Source organism: Streptomyces sp. NPDC050674 (assembly GCF_040654575.1).
Taxonomy (GTDB): Bacteria; Actinomycetota; Actinomycetes; order Streptomycetales; family Streptomycetaceae; genus Streptomyces.
Genome location: NZ_JBFAIG010000017.1, coordinates 142,840 through 162,114, shown reverse-complemented (window position 1 = coordinate 162,114; position 19,275 = coordinate 142,840). Strand labels below are relative to the sequence as shown.

Below are 19,275 nucleotides of genomic sequence, written 5' to 3'. Positions count from 1 at the left end.
TCGAGCGGCGGGAAAAGTCGAGACCGCGTGCGACCCGGTAAACGGCCGTGGATCTAGGAGAGAAGCTGTGAGCACCGAGAACGAGGGCACCGCGGTACCCCCCGCCCCGTCCGCACCCCCCGTGCCGGTGGACGCTCCCGCTGCTCCGGCGCCCCAGGGACAGGCCCCGCGCGGGCCGTACGGGCAGGACACGCCGGGGCAGCCCCCTCAGGGGCAGGGCGCCTCCGGCTCCGGTGAGGCCGGCCACCACCCCGGCACCTCCTCGTCCGCCCCCGACCCCTCCTGGCCCCCGCCCCCGCCGCCGGCCGCCCCGTACGGCGACGGCGGTTCCGGGGCCGGCCCGGGCGGCTGGGGTTCGTCGTACCAGCAGCCGGCGCCGAAGTCCGGCCGCGGGCGCGGCGGCCTGATCGCCGCGATCCTCGTGGCCGCGCTGGTCGCGGGCGGTCTGGGCGGTGGGCTCGGCTACGTGCTGGCGAAGAACAACGACGAGAGCACCGGCTCCACGACGGTCTCGGCCTCCGCGAGCGGCGGCGACGTCAAGCGGGACCCGGGCACGACCGCGGGCGTCGCCGCCAAGGCGCTGCCGAGCACGGTGACGATCGAGGCCGAGAGCACCAGCGGCGAGGGCGGCACCGGCACCGGCTTCGTCTTCGACAAGCAGGGCCACATCGTCACCAACAACCACGTGGTGGCGGACGCGGTGGACGGCGGCAAGCTCACGGCGACGTTCCCGAGCGGCAAGAAGTACAACGCCGAGGTGGTCGGTCACGCGCAGGGCTACGACGTGGCGGTCATCAAGCTCAAGGACGCCCCTGACGACCTGAAGCCGCTCACCCTGGGCGACTCGGACAAGGTGGCCGTCGGCGACGCGACCATCGCGATCGGCGCCCCGTTCGGCCTGTCCGACACGGTGACGACGGGCATCATCAGCGCCAAGAACCGCCCGGTCGCCTCCAGCGACGGCAGTGGCAGCCAGGCGTCGTACATGAGCGCCCTGCAGACCGACGCCTCGATCAACCCGGGCAACTCCGGCGGCCCGCTGCTGGATGCCCAGGGCAATGTCATCGGCATCAACTCCGCGATCCAGTCCACCGGCAACGGCGGCTTCGGCACCGGCCAGTCGGGCTCGATCGGACTGGGCTTCGCCATCCCGATCAACCAGGCCAAGTACGTGGCCCAGGAGCTGATCAAGAACGGCAAGCCGGTGTACGCGAAGATCGGTGCCTCCGTCTCGCTGGACGACAACTCCGACGGCGCGCAGATCACCGACCAGGGCGCGGGCGGAGCGGCGCCGGTCGAGCCGGGCGGCCCCGCCGCCAAGGCGGGCCTCAAGCCTGGCGACGTCATCACCAAGCTCGACGACCACGTGATCGACTCCGGCCCCACGCTGATCGGCGAGATCTGGACCCACCAGCCCGGCGACAAGGTCACGATCACCTACGAGCGCGGCGGCAAGGAGCACACGGTCGAGGTCACGCTCGGCTCCCGCGTCGGCGACAACTGACCCCCACCCGCCCGCACCGACCCGTTACCCTTGTCCCCGCGCCGCCGATCACGGCCGGCGCGGGGAGGCGTGCCCGAGCGGCCGAAGGGAACGGTCTTGAAAACCGTCGTGGCAGCGATGTCACCGTGGGTTCAAATCCCACCGCCTCCGCGCAGGTCATAGATGTGCTGGTCAGAAGGGGTGTCCCTTGATGAGGGGCGCCCCTTCTGCATGGTGCTTGTCTCACCCTGATCCGGCCCTGTCGCGTTGTGGATCAGTGCGTGTGGACCAGGCGTGGACCAAGCCTGAGGGAGAACTGCCAGTTCAGAGCCAGAGCAGCGAGCTAATGGTGTCGTACTCACAGCGTGATGAGGCAACGAGTACGGACACGGCTTACGGGAGCGCGACAGCAGCAAGCGCAGCCTCCTGCAAGGCCGACCGCAGAACCAGTGTCTCTGAAGGCACGAGCGACGGTGCTGTGATCGACGTGCACCACAAACCTAAGACGGGCACAATGGAAATCAGGCTTTTGTTGCCGGGCGCAGCAATATAACCATCCTCACTAGCTTTCGCGCTGGAGGGATCGAAGCATGCCTGATCCGCGCATTCAGACGGCCTACGAATCTGCGTACAGGGCGCTGAGATATCAAAACGAAGAGCTTTCGAGGACTCACAGCCGCGCCATCGCGGTGTTCGCTGTTTCGGTTCTGTCTACCACGCTATTCATTGGCCTCGGCCTGTTGCGGATTCAAGGCGGTTCTTCCGGTGGACGAACCTTGCCCACGTGGTCTGCGTGGCCACTTCTCGGCTTGATGGTCGCCATAGGTCTGGTCGCGCTTATCATAACACTGCCTTCGAAGCAGTGGCAAGATGGGGCCAATGTGGACGTGATCCTCGACCGCCAAAGACTAGGTGTCGACGATAATCAAGTACATATAAGCACGGCCGAGGATTTGGGGAGATCCTACCAGGTCAACAAAGGAATCCTTGAGGCGCGCGGGAATCTTCTGCGCGTGTCTATTTTCCTCCTGATTGTCTCCGTGGTGATCGCCCTCATATCCTTCACTCTGTAGTAGAGGCGCGATGGCTGACCCAAAGTTGCAATTGGCGTACCAGACGCTGGTGGACGAGTTGAAGGTACAAACAGCGACGCTGGCAGACTTCCGAAGCCGGGCTACGACGATGTTCTCGGTCGCTGCTCTCATTGCGACACTCTCAACGGGCGTTGGGTTTGTTGAGAAGGGAGAAACGCTCGCTCCCTGGGCGCCATGGGTCCTTCTCGGCGTACTGACTGCGGTTGGCGCCGCTTCCATGGCAGTGCTGTGGCCCACCTACCCGTGGTGGTTTGTCCCTTCCGCTGGCCACATAATGGCTCGATACAGAGCTGGTAAGGACGAAGACGCAACCCTGCAGGATGTGATCAGAGACCTGACTGGGAAAGTGCGGAGCAATGCCACCGTACTTACTCGGCGATCACTCTATCTAAGGATCGGCTTCGTTCTCTTTTTTGTGGAAATCGCCACCTTGATCATCGCTGCCGGAACACCATGAAAAGGAATTCCGGCTCTGGAAGTTGTGTCGAGTCAGTTTCTGAATTTCGGTCGCGCCCTTCCGGTCAGTACGTTCTCGGTGTATGGACCGGTGAAGGCGATCATGTTCCGCCGTCGTCGTGTTACGCTAACCGCCTTAGGTGCATTTTTAGCCAATTTCTCGGGAAGTCTTACCTCGTATTGTCGGTAGATGTCTTTCACTCTGGTCCATGGAACTCGCACACTCTTGTTTGATTTTAGAGACGGGTGTGCGCGAAGCGAGTCCTGCGTGACTTGAACCTGTACGCCATCCTCTACAACGGAAGCATCGAGGATAGGGATAATGCGACTCTCGCTACTGTCGGATAGCTTTACCCGAGCAAGCATGGCCAACTGATGGCCTGTCGTGGCTTCCCCATACAGATCGACGATTTCGCCGATCGTAGTGCCGCGGGGGTCAATAGCATGTTTTCCCAGCAGCTCCCTGCCTCGCACGTACCAGCCGTTACCGTTGCCACCCATCCCATCCTCCAGTTCTCGTGCGACCTCTGCTCATGTAGCCTGCATCATCATTTGTGACACTGCTCGGTGAGCCACCGACCATTGCGCCGAACGGGGTTTGGGTCCGGCCTGCCGCGGTATGGCCTCTGACCTCATGAGGGAGAGAATGGGAAGAGCGCCACCCCAACCTGCATAGGTGGGGTGGCGCCGCGTGAGCTGCGGGTTCGCTCCTTCTACTCCTCAGCGGCTTCAAGAGCACGCTGGATCTGCTCATTCGCGCGCTGCTGGCTGCGGTGGATCGCCTTCGCGTAGAAGCGGAACAGCACAGCAATGCTGTGTCCCGCCCGGCGGGCGACCTCGGCCGGCGCGACGCCGGACTCAAGCCAGAGGGAGACACCCGCGTGGCGCAGGGAGTACGGCACGTCAGCCAGGGGGGAAGCCGCTTCAGATTCGGTCAGCACTGCGAGTCGAGCCGCTTTCCAAGCCTCCCCGTACTCCTTCGACAGCAGGCCGCCGCCCTGAGCCGCACGGAACAGTCGGCCGTCTTCAGCCGTACCGAACTCCTTGATGTGCTCGCGGACCAGGCGCACGAGAACGGGGGGAATCGGCACAGGCCGGGTCGCTTTGCGGGCCCGCTTCTTCAGGCCGCGCGTATCGAACGACTCGCCCGTGTCGGTCCACCCGGAGCCGACGCGGGGCGTGCTCGTGGACAGCAGCACTTCTCCCCAGCCCTCTTCGGGCAAGGTGAGGTCTTCTTCCCGGAGATTGGCTGCCTCCCCAGGGCGGTTGGCCGCGTAGTAGAGACAGCCAAAAAACGCCATCAGGTGGCGTCCGCGTGTCCCCTGCTCGCCTACGGCGTCGATCAGCGCCTTCGCCAGTTTGGGGCCGGGGACGAACCGGAAGTCGATCTCGTCGTCAGTTTCGGGCGGGGTCCAGTCGACCTTGTCGAGGGGCAGGGTCGCCAACAACTCCCGTTCCACGGCGTACCGGAGGCAGTTGCTGAAGACCGTTCGCTTGCGGTTCACCGTGTTCTCGGCAGCGGCCGTGCCGTCTTGCTTCAGCTTGAGAGCTTCGAGGGCCGTGCGGACCACCGAGGGCGTATTGAGCGCGGTGATGTCGACGGACTTCCGGCTGATCCAGTCCAGCGCCGACATGATGTCGGCGGGCGGTTCCGCGACGTCGATACGGGGCCTCAGCGTCCCGTCGTCGCCGAGGACGAAGCGGTAGACCCACGAGTAGAGGGCGATGCGGAGGACCTTCGGAGCTGGAGCCCCACGGTTGTCCTTGACCAGCTTCGGCGTGATGGTGGCCAGCGTGTCAGCGATGCTTGCGCGGTGCTTGGCCGAAGCATTGGGCCACTTCATCTCCGCATAGGCGCGGGTGTGGTCGTACCAGGTTATGGAGTTGAGCGCCTGCACCTCCGAAGCGGGCAGGCCGGTTTCTGTGTCGAACTGCTCGCGGTTGCGCAAGGCGGCCAGCAGCTCCGAGCGCCGACCGTCGGCCTGAGCCTTGATCTTGTAGCTCTTGGAGAAGGGGCGGGAGCCGACACGCCACCGGAGCTGGTAGGCCGCCGCGCGGTTCGGCCGCTTGCGGATGCCCCAGACCTGAACGTCGTAGGTCAGCATGCTTCCGGCACCTCGCAGGCGTCGAACCAGGCGTCGAGGTCGGCCCGGCGTATGCGAATCTGACCGTTGGGCAGCTTGAGGTGCCTGGGAGCCTTGCCCCGAGCGCGCATCCTGTAGAAGGCGGCCCGGGACACCCCGATCTCGTCCAGCGCTTCGGCCAGCTTCAGCGTCTGCCTGTCGGCCTTGGTCGGAGCGGTCACAGCCAGGGTTCTCCTTCGGACTTACTGCGGTCGGCGTGGGCCATGTCGTGGCGGATTTGGGCGGCGAGGAGTTCTTCGCCGGGGCGGTAGCCGCTGCTGAGGTAGGTCCACGAGGAGGCCGTGACGAGGGTGGTCTCGTCGGTGGTGGGGAGGCCGGCGCGGGCGCGGGCGGCGTCGGCCTGGGCGAGACGCCATGCGCGGCGTACGTCGCGGAGGGCGCCGAGGGTGGTGGAGTAGGCGCGGGACTTGCTAGAGAAGTGGCCGCGGAAGCCGAGCATGTGGGCCCACTTCCAGAGCTTGAGTTCGGCGAACTCCGGCAGGTTCCCGAGGTCCCAGGCGGTGCGGATCATCTGCCGTACATGCCGTTGCACTGGCAGGGCCTTGATGGGTTCGGCCTGCCCGGTGCCTTCGCAGTCGTCGCACAGGTCGCGGAAGCCGTCGGGACCTCGTACGTAGCCGCGTCCCTGGCAAGGACGGCACATGAGGGTGCGGTCTACGGTGCCCGCGCCTTCCGCGTTCTTAGTGGCGTACTTGGCGACGTATCCGGCGACCTTGGCGTCGGTGAGTTCGCCGTCGCCCAGGGCGGAGATCTTGTCGACCTTGAACCGGTCGCCCCACTTGATCACGCGCTCACCGATGGCGTCGGACTCGACAGTGAGCCGGGCCCGCTCGACCGCCAGACCCACGGCGACCTGAAGGGCGTCGAAGGTAGCCCAGGGCGGAGGCGAGGTGACGTGGCCGTCGGGTCCGTCGAAGCGGATCACGGCGTGGAAGTGGACCAGGCCGCGCTTCTGGTACTCGGCGACCTTGGCGAAGGAAACGCGGAGAGCGGCGTTCAGTGCCTTCTGCGTCATGCCGAGGTGTTCGGCCAGGGCGCGGCGTAGGTAGGTGGTGAAGCGCCCCCATAGCTGCCCGGCGTGGGCGTTCCAGAGCACGGCCCCGGTGTAGTCGTATGTGGCCGGGTCCAGCGGGGTGCCCAAGGCGGGGTCGTCCTCGGTGTGATGGCTGCCGCAGCCGCAGGGGCGGGTCTTGCCCGTGCTGTCGGTCTTGCGGTTGTGGACGGGACCGAAAGACGGGGCAGTGAGGGTGACGAAGGCGCGAGGGTGGTCGCGGACGGTTTCGGCGACGTTCTTGCCGCCGGACAGTCCGGCCTTGATCAGGTGGTAGGTATCGGCGGCGTAGACGCGGGAGCAGGCGGGGCAGCGGGAAGCACGGCGGTTGCCGCAGGTGGTCAGGAGGCGCCCGGAGGGCTCGTCTTCGGAGCGGTAGGAGCGGACTACTTCCTTGGTCGCCGAGTCGGTGGTGATCGTCCAGCCGTGGAGGTTGACGGGGCTTGTGCAGCCGCGCAGGTTGCGAACCTGTTCGGTGACGCGGTTGAAGTCGTTGGTGTTGGCCAGCTCGATCAGGTCCCGCAGACCGGGGCTGACGACGTGCCGCAGGTCGAGGGGGCGGCGCATGAGTGGCGGAGTCTCCTTTCTGGCGTCAAGGTGGGGCCCGCGGGCAGCAGCGATTAAGTGCGCTCGGGCTGCTGCCCGCAGGCATGACGGGGCGAGCCCAGGGGCGGGCGGGGCGGGGGAGCCGGAGAGGCCGGCGGAGGGTGCGGTCCTACAGGGCGGCGTGCAGGGCAGTGGCCATGGGCAGGCCGATGCCGAGTCGCGTCTTCAGCTGGGACGGAGTGATCGTTTCTCCGTGCTCGGCGTGATGGGACGCGGCGATGGAGCGCGCTTCGGTCAGCAGCGGCTCAGGCACCTTGGGTGCAGGCGGGGCGGGAACCGGGGCGGTGCGTGGAGTCACCGAGGTCGGGACGGGGCCCGGAGCGACGGGCGGAACCAGGTCGGCGGGCGGTGTAGCAGCCGGGGCCTCAGCGGCGGCCGTTACGGGCTCTGCTTCGGACACCGTCGCTTTGGAGGACGAGTCAGCGGAGCGCGAGACGGTGTGGAAGGCGCGCAGGAGCTGCGGGCCGACCGTGCCCCACCCGAGCAAGAGCAGAGGAGCCACGGCGTCCACGGCAGCCCGGCCGTAGTGTCCGGCGGCGATGGGCTCGGCGACGTTCAGGCCCAGCGTCAGCAGCCCAGAGAAGTGCATCAGCCGGGTGGCGGCCGTCATCTGTTCGGCGGGCAGACCGCGCAAGGACAGGGAGCGCAGGGCAACCAGCAGGCCGACCACGGAAAGGTCCACCATCGGGGCGATGAGCGGTGCGATCGGTGCGGGGATGCCCAAGCGAAGGGCGAGAGACCAGACGTTGCCGAAGGAGAAGACGAACGCGAGCATCGCAATGATGATCATCACGGCGGTGATGGTGCGCTGAGTGATCCGGTCCTCTGTCAAGGGATTCACCTCCCTTCAGTGCTGTGTGACGGGCCGTGGGTCGAGGGTCAGGCGGCGTCGGCGGCGGGCTTCTCCAGATCGGCTTGCTTGTCCCACATGCGCGGGCCCAGGAGGGCTTCCAGGAGCGTGGAGGGGTCGGCGGTCAGGTGGGCGGTGCTGTCGGCGATCCGGGCCGCGTCGGCGTCGGAGACGTATGGGGTGCGGATGCGGGTGAAGCCGGGCTGCGACTGGTGGTTCATCGAGGCGACGCCGACATACGTCGGGTCCTGGAGGTTCACCGGGTTGGCATCGGGCCACTCCCGGATCTCCTCGCCCAGAGCGGCGACAGCGGCCTCCGCGGTCTTCTGGGCGAAGCTCAGGCCCACGGGGCACACGTCACGGATGAAGGTCGGGATCGCATCGCCGGTGGACTTCTGAGTGGCGAGGATGACGAGCATCCCCACCGAACGGCCCTTCTTCACCAGGTCCTCGACGAGCCGGGCGTTCTCCGCAGCGAGAGCGGCGAGCTTCTTGGTCTTCGGGTCGCTGCCCTTGTGGTCGCGGAAGTACGTGTGTGCCTCGTCGATAACCAGCACGACCAGCGGCCAGTTCTCCGACGGGCCCTCATCCCATATGGACTTCACGCCGAGCGCCTTGCGTACCCGGGCCGACCTGAGGCGCCGCAGTTCCACCAGGTCCCGGAACAGCTTGTTGGCCTCTTCCAGGTCGTCCCCGACGAAGGCGAACATGCGCTGCACCCAGTCGGCATAGTCACCTTCGTGTGCGGCGGACACCTTGCCGTCCGCGCAGGCGAATTGCACGCAGGGGGAAGGCGCCCAGTCCGAGAGAAGCCGGTTGATCAGGCTCGTCTTGCCGAAACCTGGGAGGCCGGCCACGGTCACGCCGGGTACCTGTGTGAGGTCTACCGAGACCGGCTGTGCGTACTCGTCCAAGCCCAAGTCCCACTGGGCCGTCTCGTCCGGCACGTCCCCCGTGGGCCGGTGCTCAGTGGGGAGCTTTAGCGGATCGAGCCGCACGCCCCGGATGACGACCTGTCCGGGCTTGTCCTGCGTGATCGCGACCCGCGTGCACCTCCAGGCGTCGGCCAGATGCGGGGCCGCCTTCTGGAACTGCGCCAGGCCCACGCCGGGTAGGCAACTCGCCCGTGCGATCACGCCGTATGCGTCGTGAGTGACCTTGAGAGCCGGGATGAGGACGCGAGGCTTGATCGGCTTGCCGTCGGTGTTCGCCAGTGACGCGAGCGCGGTCGGAGTCTTGTCCGTGGCCGCCAGCTTGAGCATCGGAGCGAGCCGCTTCCAGCCCCACCGCACCCGAACGGCTTGCCGGATGGACTGCCGGGTCATGGCGTCGGCGCGCAGGTAGCGGACTATCCACCACACCGCCCAACCGACGAGGAGCACCAGCGCCATGTCGACCACCAGGGAGCCGTAAGGGAAGGCCCCTTCTGCCGGGCCGTTCGGACCGTTCATTTGCTGCGCTCCAGAGGGTTGTAGAGGAAGGCCGCGAGGGCCGATTCGAGGGCCGCCCGGTCGGCCGAGGCGTCGAGGCGGGGATAGCCGTAGCCGACGAGCACGCCCGCCACCGAGGTCACGAGGGATTCGGTGAATCGGGCATCCGGCCCGGCGTGAGGCAACGGGTAGTTGCGCTCAGCGCCGGACCGGGGAGCCGTGCCGTTCACGCCGCTTCAGCAGCCGGGGCCATCAGGTCCAGCCGGTCCGCGCGGTAGGCGATGCCGTCCGAGAGCGAGCCGTTGAAGATTCGCGCCCACGGGGTGGCGAACAGTTCCACCGGCATGACCGGGACACCGGGCTTGAGACCGTCAGGGAGACCGGTCTCCGGAACGGTGATCTTCAGAGCCTCGGCGCGGCCCTCCTCCATGAAGAAGAGGGTGATCGTGTAGAGCTTCGCGCCGGTCTCACGGTCGGTGGCGAACTGCGTCTTCTCCTGGTCCGCGTACTTCGGCACCGGCAGGGTTCCGACCATGAATGACGAGGTGGGGAGCAGGCCAACACGGATGCGTGCCATGGGAGTTGCTTCCTTTCGGTTGCGCTCCGCCAGGCGGCGGGGCGTGATCACCATTGAACATAGCTGACCTAGCACTGTCAAGTGTGTGTGGTGAGCTAGGTATCAATTGACATAGGCCACCTATGTCAGTGGGGTGTGCTAGGGGTGCTAATGATCGCTACTCTTGGGCCATGAGCCCCGCGCCAGAGAGCAAGCAGGACCGTCGGCCGCCGTATCAGCACGCTGCCGACGAACTTCGGCGCGACATCTTGCAGGGACGGATCAAGCCGGGCGAGCAGATGCCGTCCATTCGCGAGCTACAGGAACGCTTCGGCGTGGCCAACATGACCGCAAGGGGCGCGCTCAACGTTCTGCGCGACGAAGGCTTGATCTACACGATCCACGGGCGAGGCAGCTTCGTAGCTGACCATGACGCCGCCGGCGAGTTCTCGGCGGGCTACACCCCGCCGGCCTGGTACCTCGCCAACAGGGACAAGACGCCCCCTCAGGCTGAACAGACGGAGGGAAGCCCCGACGGTTCCGCAGCCACCGGGGCCACCCTCACTGAAATGCTCACTGCTCTACGTGACGAGCTCCGTTCCCTCAGCGCTGATCATCAGGAACTGCGGCGTGAGGTCGAGGAGCTGAAGTCTCAGCAATCGAAGTCGCAGTCCTGAGCTGAGCCACTTCCTCACGCAGTGCTCTGGTCTCCTTGTTGAGGCGACCGACCATGGCCCGCATCTCTTGGATCAGCGCGGCCACTTGATCCGCGTCTTCGACGTGAATGCTGGTCAACCCCATCTCGTAGTCCGCTATGTGCTCGGCCATGTCTCCCGCTTGCCACCCGTGTCGTCGATGCGTTTCGCGCTGCCGCGCTTCCTCCCAGCCGCTGAGCGCCTCCACGACGTTGAGCGGCTCCTTCGCTGATCCGCCATCGCCCTGCCCTGCGGAGCTGTTCAGAGTTTCTTTACTGGATCAAGGCGGCCCGCCTACGGCGGGCCGCGCGCGCTGGCGGCCCGTGGCCGCCGCCGCTCCTTGTCTCCGCCACCGCTCCGGCGGCCCCCCGCCGCTCAGCGCGCACAACCGCCAGGGCGGACAACCAGATCAACGAGCAACACGTCCACCGCCGAGCACCAGGACCAGGCCGGGACGAGCCAGGCGTGACCGCGCCACCAGACCGCCCACAGTTCCGATCCGCACGGCCGGTGGAGTCGCAGGGCACGTCGGTAACGCTCATGCAAGATCGAGGACTCGGCTGTGACGTTCGGAAAAAGCGTGGCTGAGGCCGGTGAGTGGTTGCTGGAAGCACACGTGGCGGGTGCTCGTTCGTCTCGCCCGCCGTCATGGCTGACTTTCGGTGGCTCAGGTCAAGCCCCTTCCTCGTTGGACAACATGAAGCCGAGGGCCCGCACCCGCATCCGAGCACGCCAACTGCCCCGGCTACCATCGGCACCGGGGTCCTGATCAGGGCTTCCGCGACCGGACCACCCGGAATGCTGTCCAGGCTGAGGGTGGTCCGGTCTTTCGTTGCTGGTCTTCGTTGTGCGAGCGCCGCCGGGCGAACCGGCTCTAGAGGCGGCTCAGGGCCTTACCCACCTCGTAGATGGTCGGCCGGTCTTCGGGAGCATGGCTGAGCATCGCTTCGATCAACTCGCCCAGCTCACCGGAAGCCTTGACGGGGCGACGCCTGCCGTCGGCCACGGCCCTTCTCTGGACGGGGCGTGGAGCGTCGTCCGGGTACTCGATAGCCCGCCAACCAGTGGCCGAGATGAGCAGCGAGGCGCCGAGGGCGTAGACGTCGGCTTCTGGCGTGGGCTCGGCTTCCCCCGTGGCGAGCACGCTGCGCGCGATCTCTGGTGCCTCGTAGTGGACGAGGCAGCCGCGGAACGGGAAGTCGTAGCCCTCCGGGACGTGCCCGCCTCGGGCTAGAGCCAGGTCGATGAGGTGTGTCCGCTCCGACCCGACGATGAAATGGGCGGGCTGAACGTCGCCGTGAGCCCAGCCCTTGGCGTGCAGTTCGGCCAGGACCTCGACACAACCCAGCGCCACACGGGGGTCCGGTGCGATGGACGGGGCTTGCCTACGGCAGGGCTCCCACAGCTGGTGCAGGTCCGGCCCTTCATGCCACGGCTGGAAGTTCCACGTCCCGCGCTCCCATTCTCCGTACGCGAAGTCGTCGAATCCGAGACGATGCAGCACGGCACCCTCGCGTGCGGGCGCGAGGGCGGTCCAGGGTTGGGCGGGCCAGTCGGCCGTAGCCTCGATCGGATAGCCGACCTTGACGGCGTAGTGACCTCGATGGCTCTGCACCTCCCAGACCATGGAGCCCCGGCGGTTCAGGACGAGGCGCTGAGACGTGGGCATGAGGGCGTCGAGGACCACGATCGGCAGTTCAGAGGGTGAGCCGGACAACGTCTCTTCTCCTTCCGGGCGAACGCGGCCGACCACGAGTCGAGGCCGGCCGCGCCGCTGGTGTCTTGTGCTACGCCTGGCCGTACGGGCGGCCGCAGTCGGAGTCGCACTGGGTAAGGTTCGTGCCGTCCACGGTCCACAGGTCATCGAAGACCATGAAGCCCGCCGTCTTCATGGCGCGTGCCGAAGCGGCGACCTGCTTCGGGTCGCGGGCCCCGCCACCGGGCTTCGGGTTGTGGTGCAGGAAGCGGCCCGCGTACCGCTCGCACAGGTCGGCGTACTCCTTCGTGTGCAGGATGAGCGCGTGGAGACCCAGGTCCACGTCGTCCGACGGAACCATGGGGACGATCGCGGTGGCTGCGGTGACCACGAAGGCGACTGCCTGGTCCGCGATCCGCTCGGCACGCTCGGGTGACTGCCCGTTGTGGACGACCACGAAGTGGGCGAGGCTCTGGAACAGCTCCTCGCCAGACACCGCGCGGCCGGTCCTCTGGTCGTTCGCCGTTGCCGTCATGCGAGTACTCCTTCTGGATAGTGGAGCGTGGCACTTACGGGTGTGGAAGGCCGCCCCGGACGGGGGTGGGGGAACCGGGAATGAGCACCCGTCCGGCGCGGCCGGTCTACTGGCCGACAGCGAGAGCCATGCCGATCACCAGGCCGCATGACCCGCTGATCATGACGATGAAGAGGACTCCCGCGTATCGGCCGATGGCGCGCATCACAAGCCGTCCCTGCTGTTGCCGTTCTTGATGGCCAGGCGGGCGCTCAGTTCCTCCCGAGCGCTCGGCTGCACCACCTTGTCCGGCATGGCATCCCACTCCCGGCCGCCGCCGATGGGCCGTATCTGCACTCGGCCGCCGAGCTCACCCATGACGATGCCGATACGTCCCTTGGCGGTGTCCTTCGCCAGTTCACCGATGCCTGGTCTGGTCTGCTGGTTGCTCGCCATGCAAGAGAGCATCGCGACCAGAGGGCCGCCGCTAAAAGGTCAGGCTGATTACCCAACTTGGGTAACATCGCCGGAAGTAGAGAACCAGCGACGTTGCGTAGCCCTCGCAGTTTGGGAGCTTGCCGATGCCCGACCCGGACCGGCCGCAGGAACTGCCGGCCAGGCTGCTCACCGATCCCGAGATGATCGATGCGTGTCGGGTCCGGGACTTCGCCAGAGTCTTCCGGCTGTTGAAGGTCAGGGCGGGCATCTACCCGTCGATGATTGCCCGGCGTTGTGACCTGACGCCGAGCCGCGTGGGTGAAGTCATTGCAGGCCGACGGCACTTGCTGCACATGGATGTCATCGAGCGAATCTCAGACGGTTTGCGCATCCCAGGAGACATGCTCGGGCTTGCCCGCCGATCGTGGGAGACGCCTCAGGCCCTGGCGGTCGACGAGCGCGAGGCACCCCAGATGCCGGAGGCGGAGCAGCACGGCCACGATTCTCTGCCCGGTCCCGATGTGGACAGCATCCTGGCCCTGGCCACACGAACCAGTCTGAACAAGGCCACGCTTGAGGCCTTCCGCTCTTCTATCGAGGACTACTGGCGACGAGACGACCAGCACGGCGGCGAGGCACTGCGGCCCGCCATTGTCGGCCAGCTCCGTCATGTCGTTGGGCTCTTGAAGGAGAGCCGACCACCGTCCATCCAGAACGGTCTGTACGGCATTGCCGCCGAGCTGGCACGCCTCACGGGCTGGACCTACTTCGACGCCCGCCAGTACAACCAGGCCCGCGCCTACTTCACCGAGGCCCTGCAACTGGCGAAGGAGATCGATGACCGGCAGTTCATGGCCAACGTCCTCGCCTGTATGAGCTTGCAGGCGACCTACCAGGACAAGCCCGCGGACTCGTTGGCACTCGTGACCGCAGCCCAGGATCAGGCCCGGTCAGCACTCGGCAGCACGCCGCGCGTGATGTCGATGCTGGCCATGCGGGAAGCATTCGCCCACGCCACCCTCGGAAACCGTGATGACACGCACCGGGCGATCGGGGAAGCGCACAGCCAATTCGAGCAGATCGGGGCGAGCGATCCGGACCCCTCATGGGTGGCCTACTTCGACGAGCCGAAGCTCATCGTGGACACGGGCATCGCCCATGGCCGTCTGGGCGAAGCGGCAACCGCCGAACCCTTGATCGCTGATGCCCTGCGGCGGGAGCACCACACCAACCAGCGCGGCCGCGCGTTCCACTCGTTCTGGCTGGCTCGTACGCAGCTGGACCAAGGCAAGCTTGACCAGGCGTGCCACACCGCCACGCAAGCCCTTGAGCCCGCGTCGGCGGTGGCTTCAGAGCGAGTGTCTGGACACCTCAGGGAGTTCTACGACCAGCTGGCCCCACACAGGCAGGAGCCCGTAGCCTTGGCTTTCGAGGCACGGCTACGGGAACTCCTCCCGCCGGTCAGCGGATCGCTTCATCCATGAGCAGGTAGAGCAGACCCACGAGTGAGCCGCTGCTCACGATCTCGCGGCGGTCTATCATCCCGCGCACCTCTGAAAGAGGGATCCACTCGATGCGGTCGGACTCGTTCTTCTCCGTGGGGGGACCGGCGTACGTGGCGCCGTCGATGCGGAAGACGTGGTGCTGCGAGTCGGTGATGCCGTTCGCCGGCTCGGCATAGATCAGTGGCTTGATGGGGCCGGGACGCCAGCCGGTCTCTTCCAGGACTTCACGGGCAGCAGCTTCTTCCGGAGTCTCGCCTTCCTCGACCAGGCCCATGGGCAGTTCCCAGGCCCAAGAGTCCGTGATGAAGCGGTGTCGCCACATCATCAGGACCTCTTGGCGGTCATTGACTACGGCGGCAACGGCCAGGTGCCGGAGGCGGACGACGTGGTACTCCCACCTACGTCCGTCTGGCTGCTGGACGTCGACCAGACACAGATTCACCCAAGGATTGGTGTAGACCTGTCGCTCACCGTGGGTCTTCCACTCCATACCTGCGGCCCCTCTCGATCGGACTCCAGGATCTCAGACCTGTCCGGAAGCGGGTGCGTGTTCTCCTCTTTTCGCGTCACATTGACGAGATGCGCCGCCCAGCGGTGAGGCAGCCCGACCCATGTTGCGCCCAGGGCCCGCCCCCTACTCGCCGCCCGCTCAAGAGCAGTGCGCCGACGCCCCCACCCTTAATTTTCCGTGTGATATTTTTCCGCTCATGGTTAATGGTGAAGTTGCGCGCATCTGCGATGCCACAGCGCATCTCTGTGAGCCCCTCCACGACGCCTTCGCGTACGCCCACCAGCGACACAGTGAACAGCTGCCGGAGCTGCAAGGCCCCTCTCACGGCTGGCTCCGCAGTCACATGGTGCGCGGCCTGGTCCACCACCGACTTCTGAAAGCGTCGTTGGGGCCGTGGGTTCTCAGCGGGAATCACAAGCGCAACGGCGAGCTGTGGCTGACGGACAGCAACTACCGAGTCAGACTGCTCCATGGCTTCAGTGACGACCATGTGCCGCCGCCTGGCAGCAATCACGCCCGGCGCGCCTACTACCGCAACCTACCGCTGCCTGCCGCGTTCCAGGTACCTGCTTTTGGTCCCCAGAACAACAAGCTTTTGATCTTGTGGCGAGTGGGTGTGGACGGCGCGCCGGCGTTTCGCGTCGTCCGTACCACCGGCACGTGGAAGTTCGGGGCCACCGCCGAGGTCGACCTAGACTTCCCTCTGATGCCCACCGCAGACGAACTGCGAGGACTGCGGTTCGAGCCGCAAGATGACAGCATCGAACTGGACCTGCCGGACAACGAGGAGATGGGCGATGAGGACGGCACTGGAGGCGTCTCCTGGTGAGCGACTGCGCACTCTTCGGGACCTGCTCGGGCTGACTGGCGCAGCCCTTGCGGACATGTCCGGAGTAAGCCCCACCTGGATCTCCAATGTGGAGCGGGGTGAGCGTGAGGCCACGGAAGACAAGCTACGAATGATCGCAGAAAGCACCGAAACGCCCCTGCGGTTCTTCTCCGTAGCCCCCTCGTCAGTGCCGCTCGACTCTCTTCGCTTTCGCAAAATGTCCACGGCTAAGCGGACCGTTACCCGTAGAGTCTCCGCGCTCTACCAGGAGGGCTTCCGGGTCACCGAAGACATCACGTCATCGACTCGGTATCCGGCCCCGCCTCTGCCCTACGCCACTGTGAACGAGCTCGATGACGAAGCCATTGAGCACCTGGCCGAGCAGACTCGCGTTGCCCTTCGTCTGGCTCCCGACAAGCCGATCCCGCACCTCACCCGGGCCTTGGAGCGCTCTGGTATCGCTGTTACTCCGCTGATCCTTCCCGACCCCAACGGCGAAACCGCAAACACCACCAACAAGCACTTCGGTGTGAGCTACTGGGCAGGCATCGGCGAGCACGCACTCGTCGCCTACTTCCCAGGTGCCAGCGGTGACAGAGACCGCTTCACCCTTGCTCACGAGCTCGGTCACCTCGTCCTCCATACCTTTCGCCCGCACGCAGCCGATCCCGAAGGGGAAGCCAACCGCTTCGCCGGCGCCTTCCTCGTCCCTTACGAGCGTGCGAAGGAGGAACTCACAGATCGCCTCACCCTAGAGAACTACGCGCGCCGCAAAGCCACGTGGGGAGTTTCGATCCAGGCCCTGATCATGCGGGCCGCGGCTGTTGGCAACCTCTCTGAGAGCCGTAAGCGCTCTTTGTACGTCCAGGTCTCCCAGAGGGGGTGGCGCAAGGAGGAACCCGTCGAGGTCGGCCGTGAACACCCCCTGCTTTTGCATACCCTTCTGGTTCGCGAGTACGGGCCCCGTCCCTATTTGCCAGCGTCTGACCAGCTCGCCATCCAACCCGCCATCCTGCGGTCCCTTGCCCCTGAACCGAACCGCCCGACGGATCGTCCCGCTTCCGAAGCGGACAACGTCGTAAGCCTTGGCGATCGCCGGCAGCAACGCCCGGCACTGAAGGTGCTCTGACTCCGCGCGATACGCACCCCAGACAGCCCGCCAGTGTCTCGATAGCCCGACATCCAGCCCCGTGCAACATGGCACGGGGCTGGACGGGGCTCAGCCCCGGACATCGAAGAGGCGAGGGTTCTGGGTGACCTCGGGAGACTCGGAGAACTTCCGTAACTACCTGCTCTCCAGGAACGGCAGTTCGAGTCGTTCGACAGAGTTGGCCGTTACTCCTCGTTGCCCTCGTCACGTCGTCGGCGGCGCCAGGTGTCGAGTTCTCGCCCGAGTGCGAGCAGGGCGGTGACAACGGGGATGAGTTGCGCAAGAAGATCCACGGAGGCTCCTGAGGTGTCCTCCGGGAGCTTGAGCCACTTCCGGGAAGAAGCATGCACAGGCTCCCGGAACTGTCGGTCCGGGGCTGTGCGCTTCAGCCCGAGCCAGCAATTTCTGCTGGCAACTGGCTCACTTCTCAGCCGGTGCAGACGTTGCACCTTCAGCGGTCCTGGTCACTGGACCAGCCGCTTAGCTGATAGCTCTGTCGGCTTCGGGCGAACTTCCGCCCGGCGCAGGATCAGGGTAACAGCGTGGGCAAAGAGATGGCCGGGGCTTGACGGCAGCGCTGACGGCAACGACGGCACACGCTCGCACTTGATCGCCAACCTGGGCGATCGCGGTCAGAGGCTGTCGGCATAGGGCAGGACGCCCTGCCCGATCCTACGGATCAGAAGGTCACTGGCCCGATTCATGCCGAGGGCTTGCAGCGTGGCGTCAGAGCCAGTGGACCCTGTGTGGACCACAGACCCCGTACTGCGCCAGAGGCCGGTAGGCTGAAACCGCTCCGCTCCAGGTGGGACGGGGCAGGAGGTGGGTTCCCGAGCGGCCCAGGGAACCGTCTTGAAAACCGTCGTGGCAGCGATGTCACCGTGGGTTCAAATCCCACCGCCTCCGCGCAGGTCTTGACTCGCGCAGTCCGTAAGGGACGTCCCTCGACGAGGGACGTCCCTTACGCGTGGGGCAACGGGTGGCCGTCTCGTGTCGTCTTTCGGCGGGAGACCTCACGACGCGGGAGTGGCATGACGAACAGCAAGGCGCGTACGGCCGCGATGATCACGCCCGTCGGGCAGGAGGCCCAGGACGAGGCGAGGGCGCTGGCGCGGGACGGGCGTACGGGCAAGGCGGTGCGGCGGTTGCGCAGGGGCTCCTGGCTCAAGCGGGGTCCGGCCCGGGAGGCCGTGGAATTGCTGGTCGCCGGGCACGCGTTGCCCACGACCAGCGGCCAGGCGCTCGACGCGCTGCGCGAGCTCGACCCCGGACTGGTCGACGAGCTGGTCGCCTTGCTCGACGGCGGGCAGCAGATCGCCGCGGTCAAGCTGGTCCGGGAGCGGACCGGCGTCGATCTGGCCGGTGGCTACCACCTCGTTGTGGAACTGGGGGGCAAGCCGCCGGGTACGCGGTGAGCATTACGATCATCGAGGCGTGCCGGTCGGAGAAGGGTGGGTGAGCGTCGCCGTGAGTCGGCGCATCGTCGTCGTCACCGCTGTGCACGGCCCCCACGCCCGGTTCCTGCCGGAGGCCTATGCGTCATTGCGCGCGCAGCGGCTTCCCGCGGGCTGGGAGTGGCACTGGGTCATCCAGGAGGACGGCGAGAGCGAGCGCGTCAGGCCGTATGTGCCGGCCGACCACAGGGTGACGTTCCGGCAGGGCCGGGCCGGGGGGCCCGGGGTCGCGCGGACCATGGCGCTGGCGCACGGCGACGGGGCGTACGTGAAGGTCCTGGACGCCGACGACCGGCTGACCCCGGGGGCGCTCGCGCGGGATCTGGCCGCGCTGGAAGGGGACCCGGGTCTCGGGTGGGCCACGTCGCGGGTGCTCGACCTCCTGCCCGACGGGTCGACCGTCGGCTTCCCGGGCGATCCGGAGCAGGGGCCGATAGAGCGCGGTGCCGTGCTCGAACACTGGAGGGCGAACGGCTTTCTCGCCCAGGTGCATCCCGCGTCGCTGTTCGTGCGACGGGAGTTGTTGCTCGCCCTCGGCGGCTGGATGGCACTGCCCGCCTCGGAGGACACCGGCCTGCTGCTGGCGCTGAACGCGGTGAGCCGGGGCTGGTTCTCGGGGGAGGTGGGCCTGCTGTACCGCAAGTGGGACGGCCAGGTGACCGGACAGGCGGCCCACACGGACCAGTCCGAGCGGGAGACGCGCTTGGCGGTCGTGGAAGCGAGAGCCCTGGCCCTGTCCCGCCTGCGCTGGGACGCCCCGGCGGCTTCGTGAGAGCGGCTGGGTGGCCAAGTGCCCGCCCGCACGCGGACCGC

Annotated in this window: 20 protein-coding genes and 2 tRNA genes; 11 read left to right on the top strand and 11 right to left on the bottom strand. The window is 66.5% G+C overall.

Annotated features, from left to right (window positions below):
* Positions 1-67 precede the first annotated feature (67 nt).
* The 4 genes from AB0I06_RS26530 to AB0I06_RS26515 all read left to right on the top strand — a co-directional run bounded on the left by AB0I06_RS26530 (position 68) and on the right by AB0I06_RS26515 (position 3,034).
* The gene (locus AB0I06_RS26530; RefSeq protein ID WP_363121332.1) at positions 68-1,504 is read left to right on the top strand and encodes a trypsin-like peptidase domain-containing protein; all 1,437 of its coding nucleotides are present in this window, start codon (positions 68-70) and stop codon (positions 1,502-1,504) included.
* 63 nt (positions 1,505-1,567) lie between these two features.
* Positions 1,568-1,654 (top strand) — tRNA-Ser (locus tag AB0I06_RS26525).
* Positions 1,655-2,073: 419 nt separating this feature from the next.
* Complete coding sequence (locus tag AB0I06_RS26520) at positions 2,074-2,556, top strand: hypothetical protein (RefSeq protein WP_363121331.1); 483 nt, start codon at positions 2,074-2,076, stop codon at positions 2,554-2,556.
* A 10-nt stretch (positions 2,557-2,566) separates the two neighbouring features.
* On the top strand, positions 2,567-3,034 hold the full coding sequence (locus AB0I06_RS26515) for a hypothetical protein (RefSeq protein ID WP_363121330.1): 468 nt from the start codon (positions 2,567-2,569) through the stop codon (positions 3,032-3,034).
* 712 nt (positions 3,035-3,746) lie between these two features.
* Here AB0I06_RS26515 and AB0I06_RS26510 read toward each other — a convergent pair.
* The 7 genes from AB0I06_RS26510 to AB0I06_RS26480 form a co-directional block, all read right to left on the bottom strand.
* Positions 3,747-5,138, bottom strand: coding sequence for a site-specific integrase (locus AB0I06_RS26510; RefSeq protein ID WP_363121329.1), 1,392 nt, complete (start codon positions 5,136-5,138; stop codon positions 3,747-3,749).
* Positions 5,132-5,338 (bottom strand): helix-turn-helix domain-containing protein, encoded by a 207-nt coding sequence (locus AB0I06_RS26505; RefSeq protein WP_363121328.1) that lies wholly within the window; start codon positions 5,336-5,338, stop codon positions 5,132-5,134. The genes AB0I06_RS26510 and AB0I06_RS26505 overlap by 7 nt, the downstream gene beginning before the upstream one ends.
* Positions 5,335-6,795 carry a replication initiator gene (locus AB0I06_RS26500; protein ID WP_363121327.1) on the bottom strand — a complete coding sequence of 487 codons (1,461 nt, stop codon included), beginning with the start codon at positions 6,793-6,795 and terminating at the stop codon, positions 5,335-5,337. Before AB0I06_RS26500 ends, AB0I06_RS26505 begins: the two co-directional genes overlap by 4 nt.
* Positions 6,796-6,943: 148 nt before the next feature.
* On the bottom strand, positions 6,944-7,666 hold the full coding sequence (locus tag AB0I06_RS26495; RefSeq protein ID WP_363121326.1) for a DUF2637 domain-containing protein: 723 nt from the start codon (positions 7,664-7,666) through the stop codon (positions 6,944-6,946).
* A 47-nt stretch (positions 7,667-7,713) separates the two neighbouring features.
* Positions 7,714-9,135, bottom strand: a complete 1,422-nt coding sequence (locus AB0I06_RS26490; RefSeq protein WP_363121325.1) for a cell division protein FtsK — start codon at positions 9,133-9,135, stop codon at positions 7,714-7,716.
* Positions 9,132-9,257, bottom strand: a complete 126-nt coding sequence (locus tag AB0I06_RS26485) for a hypothetical protein (RefSeq protein WP_267896215.1) — start codon at positions 9,255-9,257, stop codon at positions 9,132-9,134. The genes AB0I06_RS26490 and AB0I06_RS26485 overlap by 4 nt, the downstream gene beginning before the upstream one ends.
* A gap of 83 nt (positions 9,258-9,340) precedes the next feature.
* Entirely contained in the window at positions 9,341-9,691 is a 351-nt protein-coding gene (locus AB0I06_RS26480; RefSeq protein ID WP_031104037.1) for a hypothetical protein, read from the bottom strand.
* Between the two features lie 170 nt (positions 9,692-9,861).
* Here AB0I06_RS26480 and AB0I06_RS26475 point away from each other — a divergent pair, with 170 nt between their 5' ends.
* Positions 9,862-10,347 (top strand): winged helix-turn-helix domain-containing protein, encoded by a 486-nt coding sequence (locus AB0I06_RS26475; RefSeq protein WP_363121324.1) that lies wholly within the window; start codon positions 9,862-9,864, stop codon positions 10,345-10,347.
* A gap of 892 nt (positions 10,348-11,239) precedes the next feature.
* On the opposite strand, the gene AB0I06_RS26470 is transcribed toward AB0I06_RS26475, so the two are convergent.
* The 3 genes from AB0I06_RS26470 to AB0I06_RS26460 form a co-directional block, all read right to left on the bottom strand.
* Entirely contained in the window at positions 11,240-12,082 is an 843-nt protein-coding gene (locus AB0I06_RS26470) for a protein kinase (RefSeq protein WP_363121323.1), read from the bottom strand.
* A 70-nt stretch (positions 12,083-12,152) separates the two neighbouring features.
* Positions 12,153-12,596, bottom strand: a complete 444-nt coding sequence (locus tag AB0I06_RS26465) for a hypothetical protein (RefSeq protein WP_363121322.1) — start codon at positions 12,594-12,596, stop codon at positions 12,153-12,155.
* Between the two features lie 204 nt (positions 12,597-12,800).
* Entirely contained in the window at positions 12,801-13,043 is a 243-nt protein-coding gene (locus AB0I06_RS26460) for a hypothetical protein (RefSeq protein WP_363121321.1), read from the bottom strand.
* A gap of 113 nt (positions 13,044-13,156) precedes the next feature.
* Between AB0I06_RS26460 and AB0I06_RS26455 the strand changes: the two genes are divergently transcribed.
* A complete protein-coding gene (locus tag AB0I06_RS26455) occupies positions 13,157-14,497 on the top strand; it encodes a helix-turn-helix transcriptional regulator (protein WP_363121320.1) in 1,341 nt (446 codons plus the stop codon).
* On the opposite strand, the gene AB0I06_RS26450 is transcribed toward AB0I06_RS26455, so the two are convergent.
* A complete protein-coding gene (locus tag AB0I06_RS26450) occupies positions 14,475-15,008 on the bottom strand; it encodes an NUDIX hydrolase (protein WP_363121319.1) in 534 nt (177 codons plus the stop codon). The two genes, AB0I06_RS26455 and AB0I06_RS26450, sit on opposite strands and share 23 nt — an antisense overlap.
* Before the next feature lie 217 nt (positions 15,009-15,225).
* Here AB0I06_RS26450 and AB0I06_RS26445 point away from each other — a divergent pair, with 217 nt between their 5' ends.
* From AB0I06_RS26445 to AB0I06_RS26425, 5 genes are all read left to right on the top strand, one after another.
* On the top strand, positions 15,226-15,858 hold the full coding sequence (locus AB0I06_RS26445) for a hypothetical protein (protein ID WP_363121318.1): 633 nt from the start codon (positions 15,226-15,228) through the stop codon (positions 15,856-15,858).
* On the top strand, positions 15,827-16,987 hold the full coding sequence (locus AB0I06_RS26440; protein WP_363121317.1) for an XRE family transcriptional regulator: 1,161 nt from the start codon (positions 15,827-15,829) through the stop codon (positions 16,985-16,987). Before AB0I06_RS26445 ends, AB0I06_RS26440 begins: the two co-directional genes overlap by 32 nt.
* A gap of 839 nt (positions 16,988-17,826) precedes the next feature.
* Positions 17,827-17,914: transfer RNA gene (locus AB0I06_RS26435), tRNA-Ser, on the top strand.
* A 125-nt stretch (positions 17,915-18,039) separates the two neighbouring features.
* Positions 18,040-18,423: a hypothetical protein gene (locus AB0I06_RS26430; RefSeq protein ID WP_363121316.1), complete on the top strand. Its 384-nt coding sequence runs from the start codon at positions 18,040-18,042 to the stop codon at positions 18,421-18,423.
* Positions 18,424-18,475: 52 nt separating this feature from the next.
* Positions 18,476-19,234 (top strand): glycosyltransferase family 2 protein, encoded by a 759-nt coding sequence (locus AB0I06_RS26425; protein WP_363121358.1) that lies wholly within the window; start codon positions 18,476-18,478, stop codon positions 19,232-19,234.
* The last annotated feature ends 41 nt before the right edge of the window (positions 19,235-19,275 follow it).